General features: G+C 39.2%; 10 protein-coding genes. 8 read left to right on the top strand and 2 right to left on the bottom strand.

Annotation, left to right across the window (positions count from 1 at the left end; all coding sequences use genetic code 11):
* Window positions 1–200 precede the first annotated feature (200 nt).
* Window positions 201–2,297 carry a GSCFA domain-containing protein gene (locus CWB66_RS10935; RefSeq protein WP_138585400.1) on the bottom strand — a complete coding sequence of 699 codons (2,097 nt, stop codon included), beginning with the start codon at window positions 2,295–2,297 and terminating at the stop codon, window positions 201–203.
* Window positions 2,298–2,500: 203 nt separating this feature from the next.
* Window positions 2,501–3,088 carry a DNA-3-methyladenine glycosylase I gene (locus tag CWB66_RS10930; RefSeq protein WP_138585399.1) on the bottom strand — a complete coding sequence of 196 codons (588 nt, stop codon included), beginning with the start codon at window positions 3,086–3,088 and terminating at the stop codon, window positions 2,501–2,503.
* A gap of 133 nt (window positions 3,089–3,221) precedes the next feature.
* Here CWB66_RS10930 and CWB66_RS10925 point away from each other — a divergent pair, with 133 nt between their 5' ends.
* The 8 genes from CWB66_RS10925 to fliJ all read left to right on the top strand — a co-directional run bounded on the left by CWB66_RS10925 (window position 3,222) and on the right by fliJ (window position 11,684).
* Window positions 3,222–4,334 carry a sensor histidine kinase gene (locus CWB66_RS10925; protein WP_077537238.1) on the top strand — a complete coding sequence of 371 codons (1,113 nt, stop codon included), beginning with the start codon at window positions 3,222–3,224 and terminating at the stop codon, window positions 4,332–4,334.
* The gene (locus CWB66_RS10920) at window positions 4,331–5,809 is read left to right on the top strand and encodes a sigma-54-dependent transcriptional regulator (protein ID WP_138585398.1); all 1,479 of its coding nucleotides are present in this window, start codon (window positions 4,331–4,333) and stop codon (window positions 5,807–5,809) included. Before CWB66_RS10925 ends, CWB66_RS10920 begins: the two co-directional genes overlap by 4 nt.
* 158 nt (window positions 5,810–5,967) lie before the next feature.
* On the top strand, window positions 5,968–6,300 hold the full coding sequence (gene fliE, locus CWB66_RS10915) for a flagellar hook-basal body complex protein FliE (protein ID WP_077537240.1): 333 nt from the start codon (window positions 5,968–5,970) through the stop codon (window positions 6,298–6,300).
* Between the two features lie 20 nt (window positions 6,301–6,320).
* Window positions 6,321–8,042, top strand: a complete 1,722-nt coding sequence (fliF, locus tag CWB66_RS10910; protein WP_077537241.1) for a flagellar basal-body MS-ring/collar protein FliF — start codon at window positions 6,321–6,323, stop codon at window positions 8,040–8,042.
* Entirely contained in the window at window positions 8,035–9,075 is a 1,041-nt protein-coding gene (gene fliG / locus CWB66_RS10905) for a flagellar motor switch protein FliG (protein WP_077537242.1), read from the top strand. The genes fliF and fliG overlap by 8 nt, the downstream gene beginning before the upstream one ends.
* A gap of 3 nt (window positions 9,076–9,078) precedes the next feature.
* Window positions 9,079–9,885, top strand: a complete 807-nt coding sequence (gene fliH / locus CWB66_RS10900) for a flagellar assembly protein FliH (RefSeq protein ID WP_138585397.1) — start codon at window positions 9,079–9,081, stop codon at window positions 9,883–9,885.
* Between the two features lie 18 nt (window positions 9,886–9,903).
* Window positions 9,904–11,238 carry a flagellar protein export ATPase FliI gene (fliI, locus tag CWB66_RS10895; protein ID WP_077537244.1) on the top strand — a complete coding sequence of 445 codons (1,335 nt, stop codon included), beginning with the start codon at window positions 9,904–9,906 and terminating at the stop codon, window positions 11,236–11,238.
* Window positions 11,238–11,684: a flagellar export protein FliJ gene (gene fliJ, locus CWB66_RS10890; protein WP_077537245.1), complete on the top strand. Its 447-nt coding sequence runs from the start codon at window positions 11,238–11,240 to the stop codon at window positions 11,682–11,684. The genes fliI and fliJ overlap by 1 nt, the downstream gene beginning before the upstream one ends.
* The last annotated feature ends 83 nt before the right edge of the window (window positions 11,685–11,767 follow it).

Genomic DNA, 11,767 nt, shown 5'->3' with positions numbered 1-11,767 from the left:
TATTACTTAACCTGAACTCTGGATAATAAATGAATCTCGAGCAGCTATTTCAGCGCTAACTGCGTTGAATTTACTTACAATAGGCCAGCTATTGACACGTAAATTCGCCTTGTTTTCACTGAAAATCTCTGGCTAGAGAAAATAAATTTAAATATCACCTTAATTCAATGCGTTAGTAAATCTCTTAATCAGAGCTCAGGTTACTTAACGAATATTTCTTTGAACATATTAACTACTTTTGAAACTGTTTCAGGTTTTACATGTCGTGTATCAGAGTTCCAAGCATCTTCAGTGCACTCGGTCACCAACTCATAACTAGGAAGGTAATACATATCCTCATTATTATTGACCAACTCTTCAGCAGCAACTCTTAAAACGGCTTTTGAATGCGTATTTGCTGTAATTATATGATGAGTATCCGCTCTGCCTGTAGCTAAAAAAGGAATCGGCGAAAGACTAATTATCAGTTTAAAATCAGGATTGTATTTTTTGATGATATCAAAAAAAGATTGAATATTATTTACGTTTTCTTCGACCGTTAGCGTTCGGTGTTTTACAAACTGATAGGTGTTATTTCTAGGGTTTCTAGACATAACAGTACCATCTGGAAGCTCCCAGCATTCATTTAACCCCAATGTAACGACAAACACTTTACAGCTTAAAAATGAATCTTTAACGGCTTGAATATGCTTATCGTAATCAGCTAGGTAGGCTTCTTTGGTGTTAAAAAATACATTTTCACGGTATGGATCTACGTAATGGCCAGTTTCTGATTGAAATAATAATTTATCAAACTTTTTAATACCAAATGCTTTTTCTGCTAACTGTTTAAAACTCGGCGTATTAAACAGTATTCCATAGTTTGCACAAAACTTGGCATACTTGTCCCCAGGTTGATAACCATCGATCACTAAGCCGCTCTGTGGATTATCATTTCGCTCTGTAATGACGTAGTTATAACCATCTTGTTGAAAAAATTTGGCTATTTCAAAGGCAAAGCAACTTCCTGCCGAACCTATGGGTGTATCCATATCCATAATCGGTACTTTATTAACATAAGGCAGCGCATTATATTTTGATAAAGGGCGGGTTGGGTGATCTGGATTCGGCCAAAAGACGGCGCTAGGGTCGGGTTTTTTATTTGCGTTGTAACGGGCGCAACTATCAATGTAATTTCGTTCATACTCACAAATATTAGTGAGTGCCTCAGACCATATTTCTTCTGTAATCGAATCGGCTTTAAATTGCTCAATGATAGATTGCTTAATAAACTTAATAAGGTCAAATAGCGTATTGTGGTATTTAAGCTCGGGGTCATTCGTTTGAATATGTTCAAGAAACATATTTTCGACGGTACTATTTTTAATAATCGCTTTTAAAAGGTAAGCCAAATGTCGCAAGTTAGTAACTTTATTATCTAATGCAATATCAATACATTCATCGTCATTGCGTTTGATAAATGTTTTAGTTAATTCAGGGAACCCATCAAATGCGATAGAAGTTGTCCCAGGGGTAAAGTGTTCGTCGGCTACTTTCTTCCAGTGCAGTTCACTAGGTAAAAAACATAATGTTAAAGAATAGCGAGCTTTCCCTTTATTCGCAGGCATTGCTTTATGGGCAAGTTGATGGGGATTGAAAATAATTGAGTCCCCTTTATTTGGTTTAATCAAACTTGGCGAAAAATTGATGTCGTAATGTTTGCACAAAGGAGCAATGTCTATATTTCTCTTGTTTATATTATTAAATATATAGCCAATGTCTTTGAGTTTATCTGTGGATTCTTTGTCTAATACTGCGGTGCTACTGCCGTGTTCATCATAACCATTTAAGTAGGTTATAAGTTTTAAGTGATTTTTAGGACCGCCATCACAATGCCACTTTGAAAAGTAAGTATCTTTTTCTATGTCATCTTCAAGTTTATGCATTGCCCACCACAATACACAATATTCACTTTTAAAATAAGATCTTAGATGGTCATCTACTTCTTGCGTTAATATGTAAGGCAAAAATGACTTTAATATAGCGGGGTCTTTTAGTGCTTCTTTATCTTTATTATATTCAGAAATTAAAGTATCGCACAGAAGCTCAGGTACATTATTTTTTACGACATGTTTATGGGCATTTATTAATGGCGTGTCGATTATATCGCGTCGAAAAGCGTTGGTAGCCCTATAATTTAAATTGGTATAGCCTTGGTTTATTTCATAGTGATGCGCCGTATTAACATTAGAGCTTTTAAGCAAGCAGTAACGTATATCATCTATTTCTAATACTTCTTCCGTAGTTATCTGTACCATTATTCTAGCCTTGTTCTATTAATTATCTAATATGATAGACATTATGCATATTGCGAGCCAAAGCTTTATTGCTAGATTTGACTTTTAAAAGGGTCACTTCCTTTCGTATTAAATTCATTGAAGCGTTTTTATTGAGGTTGCTGTAAGTTAGTGAGTTAAATTTTAATATAGTATAAAAATACTTTAGGACAACTAAATAGGTTCTAATACTCTGAAATTATTTCAGTTTTTCTAAAGCAATCATTACTGTGATCGTTAACCATGCCGCAAGCTTGCATATAAGCATATACCGTTGTTGGTCCTAAAAATTTAAATCCACGCTTTTTTAAATCTTTAGCAAATGCAGTAGATTCCTCTGTAATTGCAGGGTAATCATCAATATTATTTAACTGACTCACCAGCGGCTTATTATTTACAAATTGCCATTGGTAATTGCTAAAACTAGCAAACTCTTTTTGTATCTCAATAAAGCGTTTTGCATTATTAACAGTCGCTGCGATTTTTAAACGATTTCGTACAATGTCTTTATTAAGCATTAAGCGTTCTATGTCATCGGGTGTGAATGAAGCTACTTTTTCTACATCAAAATTAGCAAATGCTTTTTTATATCCATCACGTTTTTTTAAAATGGTATACCAACTCAACCCCGCCTGTGCTGATTCAAGTGTGATAAATTCAAATAGTGTTTGATCGTTATAAAGCGGCACGCCCCACTCTTGATCATGATAGGCCACATAGTCAGGTTTAGTGGTATCTAACCATAAACATCGGCACTTCTTTTGTTCTGTCATTAGTCACTCTTTATTTGTAGGCGTCATTTTTATGTCGCGCATTATTTTGTGTAACACGATGAAAATTATAAAATAAAACTTTGGTACAAATTGTGCATTTAGCTCTATATAGACATCAATTAGAGATTTGATTATGGCCCTTGCTACTGTGCTAAAACCACTGTTTATTTCTGCAAATCAGTATAACCCATGTTTACTTCAAGAGGAGTATGTTGGGGAATTAAGTGATCTGCGTAAGCAGGCGAGTTGGCTTTCACATTTGGTTGATACCATGCCTGCGGGTGTCGTGGTACTCGATGGCAAAGGGTTGATTGCTAAAGCGAATCAAATTGCTATGGATATGTTAGGTGAGCCGCTTGAAGGTGAAAAGTGGTTTAATGTTATCCAACGCTCTTTTAGACCACACCAAGATGATGGTCATGAAGTCTCTTTAAAAGATGGTCGATTAATTAAGCTCGACATCACCGCATTAGCTCCAGAGCCGGGGCAACTTATTTTAATGACAGATTTAACAGAAACGCGCCGTTTACAAAAGCGTGTTGCTCATATGCAACGATTGAGTGCGCTAGGTAAAATGGTGGCATCATTGGCGCATCAAGTGCGAACGCCATTGTCTGCGGCCATGCTTTACGCTGCTAATTTAGGGTCAAAGCGCTTACCAGAAGCCTCTCGTGATACCTTCCAAACTAAGTTGATGTCGCGATTAAAAGATTTAGAAACCCAAGTGAACGACATGTTGTTATTCGCTAAAAGTGGTGACCAGCATGTTGTAGAGCAAGTATCCATGCAGCAGCTACTTAGTGAAGTAAAAGTAGGAGCCGATGTAATGGTTACGCTAAATGAAAGCGAGCTAGACGTTAGCTTACCCGAGCCTGACATACAGATCACGGGTAATAAAACAGCAATTGCCAGCGCTATACAAAATTTAATACACAACAGTATTCAAGTGATTGGGGCAGGTGCCAAGGTTCATTTGAGCGCATCAACGGATAGAAAAGATCATGACTTTGTGCGTATTAGTGTCAGCGATAACGGCCCTGGTATTGATTTAGGGAAAGCCGATAAAATATTTGAACCATTTTTTACAACTAAAAGCCAAGGCACTGGTTTAGGTTTAGCGGTGGTTAGTTCTGTCGCTCATGCACACCAAGGACGTGTTGAAGTTGATAATAATACACACGGTGGGGCTTGCTTTAGTTTGCTTTTGCCAATTCGTACAGCATCTAAATTAGAGGAATCATTATGAGTAACACTATTTTAGTTGTAGAAGATGATGCAGGGCTACGAGAAGCCTTAATTGATACACTTGAAATGTCAGGTATTGACTGCGTAGCAGCGAATAGCGCTGAGCAAGCTATGTTATTGCTAAAAAAAGAGTCATTTTCATTGGTGGTGAGTGATGTACAAATGGGCGCAATGAGTGGCCTAGATTTACTTCGCAGTATAAAATTAAATCATCCAGACTTACCTGTTTTAATGATGACAGCTTATGCCACAATTGATGATGCCGTGGAAGCAATGCGCTTAGGGGCTATTGATTACATGGCAAAACCATTTGCACCAGAAGTGCTATTGAACATGGTGAGTCGCTATTTACCCGAAAAACCAAAAGAGACAGACGGTCCTATTGTTGCCGATCCAACCAGTATTCAGCTATTAGAACTTGCCAGTAAAGTTGCACGTTCTGAAGCCAGTGTCATGGTGCTTGGACCAAGCGGGTCTGGTAAAGAGGTTTTAGCACGTTATATTCACGATAAATCAAATCGCTGTAATGAACCATTTGTTGCTATTAACTGTGCAGCTATTCCTGAAAATATGCTTGAAGCCACTTTGTTTGGCTACGAAAAGGGCGCATTTACAGGTGCAATCCAGGCGTGTCCAGGAAAATTTGAACAAGCTCAAGGCGGTACGATTTTACTTGATGAAATTACCGAAATGGATTTAGCTTTACAAGCTAAACTACTGCGCGTGTTACAAGAGCGTGAAGTTGAGCGTTTAGGTGGTCGTAAAACAATTCAGCTTGATGTGCGAGTATTAGCAACCAGTAACCGCGATTTAAAAGAAGCGGTTGCTAAAAATCAATTTAGAGAAGATCTATATTATCGCCTCAATGTTTTTCCATTAATGTGGAGACCATTGTGTCAGCGCCCAGGTGATATTGTTATATTAGCTAAGCATTTAATTGAACGTCATATAACTAAAAGCAAAGAGCCGATGGCTTATTTGGATAAAGTAGCTGAAGAAAAGCTACTGGCCCATACTTGGCCTGGTAATGTTCGCGAACTTGATAACGTGATTCAGCGTGCTCTTATATTACGAACAGGCGACACCATAAACGAACATGCTATTTTCATTGAAAATTTAGCACCGAGTAATTTTGTTATGGACGCTACATCTACATCTGTCCTCGAAGCTGAAAAAGCATCAGAGATTTCAACAGAAAATAAAGAAAAAAGCACGTTAAGTTCAGCTTATTATGATAAGCAAAACGATGATGAAAAAAATATAACGGCTGATCAGCCAAAGCATGATTTACTCGCAGCTGAGACCGGAAGTTATAAAGATGAGCTTAAAGATAAAGAGCATCGCATCATTTTAGAAACACTTGCACGCTGCCAAGGTAAACGAAAAGATGTGGCAGAGACGCTGGGTATTAGCCCTCGTACTTTACGGTATAAATTAGCGCAAATGCGTGATCTAGGTATTTCTCTTCCAGCATAATCTTTCTTAAGCCCTAAATTCAAGCAGTTGAATTTAGGGTTGTCAAAACTATGACTCACTAAATCATCTCTTAACCCTTTGTATTTTAAGTTTAATTTATTTGGCATGTTTTATGCTTTATTGACTGTAATAGTAAACTGCATTGTCAGAGATAAATTATGAAAATTCAAAATAGCGCTGTATTTCAAGAAATGCAATCAATGGCCCTAGAAGCTGGCCGTAATGATCAACTTAATAAAATACCTACTCAGGTAAACTCTACATCTTCTGCACAATTTGGTGATATGTTGAGTAATGCGCTAAATACAGTGCATGAGCTTCAACAAGACACAAGTAAAAAAGTAAAAGCAGTTGAAATGGGCGACCGAAGTGTATCACTCGCTGAGGCAATGATTGCTTCTCAAAAGTCTTCAGTTGCATTTGAAGCGACGGTACAAGTTCGTAATAAACTTGTTGAAGCTTACAAAGAAATTATGAATATGCCTGTTTAACTAGGTAGTGGAGAATAATTGTGGCGCAATCTAATCAATCTACAGATCTTGCTCTCGCCGATGGCGATATCGGCATCGACCAAAGTGATAGTGATGATCAACAAGAACAAAAGTCGGGCTATTTAAGTGCTTTAAATGGTGTTGATATATTACGCCAAGTAACACTTGTTATTGCACTGGCCATTTGTTTGGCTATCGCGATATTTATCATTATTTGGGCTCGTCAGCCAGATATGCGCCCGCTTGGTAAAATGCAAACTGAAGAGCTTATTCAAACGCTTGATTTTTTAGATGCGCAAAAAATTGATTATCAACTTGATGGTAATGTGGTGTCAGTTGATGAAACTGAATACCAAAATATTAAATTGCTAATGACTCGAGAAGGCCTAGAGCAAGGTCCGACTTCAGGCTCAGATATTATAATGCAAGATATGGGCTTTGGTGTAAGCCAACGTCTTGAACGAGAGCGTTTAAAGCATGGTCGTGAACAGCAACTAGCACGCACAATCGAAGAGCTTAATAACATCACCCGCGCTAAAGTATTGTTAGCTATTCCAAAAGAAAATGTGTTTGCTCGCAGAGAAAAAAAGCCCTCAGCTACCGTTGTATTAACACTAAAGCGTGGACGTTCACTCGATAGAGAAGAAGTCGATTCAGTTGTAGATATGATTGCTTCTGCAGTACAAGGTTTAGAGCCCTCACGTGTGACAGTTACTGATCAAAATGGTCGCTTATTAAATTCAGGTTCGCAAAGTTTATTGGCAGCACGCTCGCGTAAAGAATACGATTTAGAGAGAAAGCGTGAACAAGAATACCTTGAAAAAATAGACAGTATTTTAATTCCAATCGTCGGGCTTGCAAACTATACGGCACAAGTTGATTTGAGTATGGACTTTAGTGCGGTCGAAGAAACGCAAAAGCGTTACAATCCAGATTTACCTGCGGTGCGAAGTGAAACCACGTTTGAAGAAAATAATATTGGTGGTTTAGCTATCGGTATTCCAGGTGCACTGACCAATCAACCACCAGTTAATTCCGATATTCCTGAATCCGTGACTGAAGGTGGTGCCGGTACAGCAAGCTCACCAAGTCGCAGCCATAAAGAAGCAACACGTAACTATGAACTTGACACGACTATTTCACATAGGCGTCAACAAACAGGTGTCATACGCCGTATAAGTGTATCGGTTGCGGTTGATTATATAGCAAAAGTGGGCGAAAACGGTGAAACCACCATGACACCACGCTCTGTAGAAGCATTGTCAAATATTCGACGCTTATTACAAGGTGGTGTAGGCTTTGATATGCAACGTGGTGATGCACTGGAAGTTGTTACTGTTCCTTTTGTTCGTGAAGAAAGCGGCTTAAATCTTGAGTTGCCAATTTGGGAGCAGGATTGGTTCTTGAAAATGGTTCGCTTAGGACTGGGGGCCTTGGTTATTATTGTACTAATCATGGCTGTCGTTAAACCAATGCTTAAGCGCCTAATCTACCCAGACGATACGTTAGAGGATTATGATGACGATGCACTCAGTTCAGGTGTTGATATTGGCGACAGTACACTAGATATGCTAAATAAAGACTTTGATTCTGCTTCAATTGGTTTCTCAAGCGATGGTACACTACAGTTACCAGACCTGCACGGTGACGAAGACTTACTTAAAGCGATTCGTGCCCTTGTTGCCAATGAACCAGAACTATCATCACAAGTAGTGAAAGCGTGGTTAACAGAAGATGACTGATCAAGAACAAAAACAACTACCAGCAGCATTTGATGTTGATAAGCTAGATGGTGTAGATAAAGCGGCTATATTACTTTTAAGTTTAACCGAAGAGGATGCCGCACAAATACTCAAACACCTTGAGCCTAAGCAAGTTCAAAAAGTCGGTATGGCAATGGCAAATTTAGATGATTTGTCGCAAGCCAAAATAAGTGCTGTACATAACTTATTTATAGAACAAATTCAAAGCTTTAGCACTATAGGTTTTCAATCTGAGGACTTTATTAAGAAGGCGCTTACTGCAGCACTTGGTGAAGATAAAGCGGCAAGTCTTATTGATCAAATAGTAATGGGCTCAGGCGCTAAAGGTCTTGATTCATTAAAATGGATGGACTCAAAGCAAGTGGCGAACATTATTCGTAATGAACATCCGCAAATCCAAACGATTGTTTTATCCTACTTAGAACCGGAGCAATCAGCCGAAATACTCGCTCAATTTCCTGAAAAAGTACGTTTAGATTTAACAATGCGTATTGCTAACCTTGAAGAAGTACAGCCAGCTGCATTACAAGAACTTAATGAGATTATGGAAAAACAATTTGCCGGTCAAGCCGGTGCACAAGCGGCCAAAATGGGCGGCTTAAAAGCGGCAGCAGATATCATGAACTACCTAGACACTAACGTAGAAGGGCAGTTAATGGATTCAATTCGTGAGCATGATGAAGAAATGTCGCAGCAAATTCAAGACTTGATGTTTGTATTTGAAAATCTAATGGATGTTGATGATCGGGGTATTCAAGCCATACTGCGCGAAGTACAGCAAGATGTATTAATGAAAGCGATTAAAGGTACCGACGACGCACTTAAAGAAAAAATATTGGGTAATATGTCTAAACGTGCGGCAGAAATGCTTGCTGATGATTTAGAAGCAATGGCACCAGTGCGAATTAGTGAAGTTGAAGCCGCGCAAAAAGAGATATTATCAACAGCAAGGCGTTTATCTGACTCAGGCGAAATTCAGCTTGGTGGCGGCGGCGGTGAGGAGTTCTTGTAAACCATGAGTAAATTAAAAGGACGGCCACTGCATGCTGATGAAGCTGATGCACTGTTAAAAAATTGGCCGATACCAGATGTTGCGCCGGATGAAAAAAGTTTTGGCAATCGCTCTACAGCCTACGGTACGCCACTTTCAGAATTATACAGAAAAGAAATGGCACAAGAGATGCCAGAGGAAGAACCACAAGAACCTGAACTTCCTTCTCTTACGATGGCTGAGCTTGAACGAATTAGGCAAGATGCATACGAAGAGGGAATTAAGCAAGGACATGAGCAAGGTTATATTGATGGTTTTGACAAAGGTGTTACTGAGGGTAAAGAAGCCGGCCACAAAGAAGGCTTAGAGCTTGGTAAAGCCCAAGGCCACGAAGATGTAAAGCCGCTAATTGAAGAGCAATTAACTAATTTACGTACAATGCTAGATAATTTAACAAACCCGTTAAATAAAGTCGATGAGCAAGCTGAGAAACAGCTTGTACAGTTAGCGGTTATGCTAGCTGAAGCATTAATTTACCAAGAGGTAAAAATGTCGCCTAGCATTATTTTACATACACTAAAGCAAAGTATTGATTCGCTTAATGTAGAGCAAGAAAAAGTAAAAATTCATTTGCACCCTGACGATCTTGATTTCATCAAAGAAAGTTATGGCGAGCAAGTAATCACAGATAATAATTGGCAGTTAATTTCGCAGCCAAGCCTCGAACGCGGTGGCTGTGAAGTTAAAACAACGCAATCATCACTTGATATGACACTAAAAACCCGTGTCAAAGAAACGTTGGATAGTTTTTTGCATAGTAGTGGTATATAACTATTATTTTGGCGCGCTATGTCAGCTCAAAATGCATCGTTAAGCGAACGCTTATCTAAATATCAACAACACATTAAAGCCCCTACACCTGCTGTCGCGGGTATTTTAACTCGAGTTGTAGGCCTTACACTTGAAGCTAAAGGCCTGCGTGCACCTGTTGGTAGCCAGTGTAAAATAGAAACTTTAAATGGGTTTGTTGATGCTGAAATAGTAGGTTTTAATGACCAAACACTCTATTTAATGCCAAATGATCATATCTCAGGCGTATTACCCGGGGCTCGTGTAATTCCTCAAGTCAATAATTTAGGTCTTCCGGTGGGCATGAGTTTACTAGGGCGTGTGGTTGATGGCTTAGGTCGTCCGCTTGATGGCCTAGGTAGTATTAATGCTGAACACCATTTAAAATTTGCACAAAATACAATAAATCCACTTTCGAGAAGACCAATAAGCCAGCCGATGGATGTAGGCGTGCGCGCAATAAATTCTGTCATTACCGTAGGTCAAGGCCAGCGAATGGGTTTGTTTGCAGGCTCTGGTGTGGGTAAATCTGTATTGCTTGGTATGATGACTCGTGGCAGTGAAGCAGATGTCATTGTGGTTGGACTTGTAGGCGAACGTGGCCGTGAAGTAAAAGAGTTTATTGAAGAAATACTCGGTGTTGAAGGGCGCAAACGCTCAGTTGTTGTTGCAGCACCTGCTGATTCATCCCCGCTAATGCGTTTAAAAGGCTGTGAAAGTGCCGTAACTATCGCTGAATACTTTCGTGATCAAGGTTTAAATGTACTGTTATTACTCGATTCAGTTACTCGCTATGCGATGGCTCAGCGTGAAATAGCGCTTGCTGTTGGCGAGCCGCCCGCAACAAAGGGCTATCCGCCATCGGTATTTGCTAAGCTACCTGCGCTGGTGGAACGAGCCGGTAATGGGGGGGAAGGGCAAGGTTCAATTACCGCCTTTTTTACGGTATTGAGCGAAGGCGATGATATGCAAGACCCTATTGCTGATGCTGCTCGAGCTATTTTAGATGGTCATATCGTATTGTCGCGAGATTTAGCTGACAGTGGCCATTACCCAGCAATTGACATTGAAAAATCAATCTCACGGGTAATGCCTCAAGTGGTTTCTGAGCGGCATATGCAGCAAGCGAGGGTGCTTAAACAAGTGTATTCTATGTACCAACAAAATAAAGATATGATTACTTTAGGTGCCTACCAAAAAGGAACTGATCAAATGCTTGATCAGGCTATTAACATGATGCCAAGAGTAAATGCTTTTTTACAACAAGGTATGCGAGACGTAATTAGTTACGATGACGGTCTCGAAGGTCTTGCGCAATTATTAGGGCAAGCATAATGGCAAAAAATAAATTGCACTTATTACTTAAACTTGAAAACGACAAAGAAGAAACGTTGAGAATGAGTTACTTGCAAGCAAATCAAAACTTGCAGGCTAATCAACAAAAATTAAGAGGTTTAAACGACTTTAGGCTTGAATATACGCAGCAGCTACACCTAAAAGGTCAAGCGGGTTTATCGAGTGAAGGGTTTAGCCAATACCATGCTTTTATTGCAAAAATAGAAGAGGCGATACGCCAACAAGGAAGTACCGTTAATACAGCAAAACAAGTGGTAACCCAACGCAAAGCGATATGGTTAAAGCAACAAATTAAAGCTAAAGCGGTTGCAAAATTAATTGAGAAACAGAAATTAAAAGCAGATGTGTTGATTGCTAAAAATGAGCAGAAAATGCTAGATGAGTTCGCTTCTAATCAGTTTTTTCAAAGGCGTAAAGCATTATAAGTTAGGCATGTTAATTGCTTAGATATTAAGTAGGGTTTAATTTTTGGTAATGTGCGGTGTCGCATTGCCGCATATTATGGGTG

The sequence above is a fragment of the Pseudoalteromonas sp. S558 genome, assembly GCF_005886635.1.
GTDB lineage: Bacteria > Pseudomonadota > Gammaproteobacteria > Enterobacterales > Alteromonadaceae > Pseudoalteromonas > Pseudoalteromonas aliena.
Note: the sequence above shows the minus strand (reverse complement) of the source record. Positions and strands in the feature narration are given on the sequence as shown.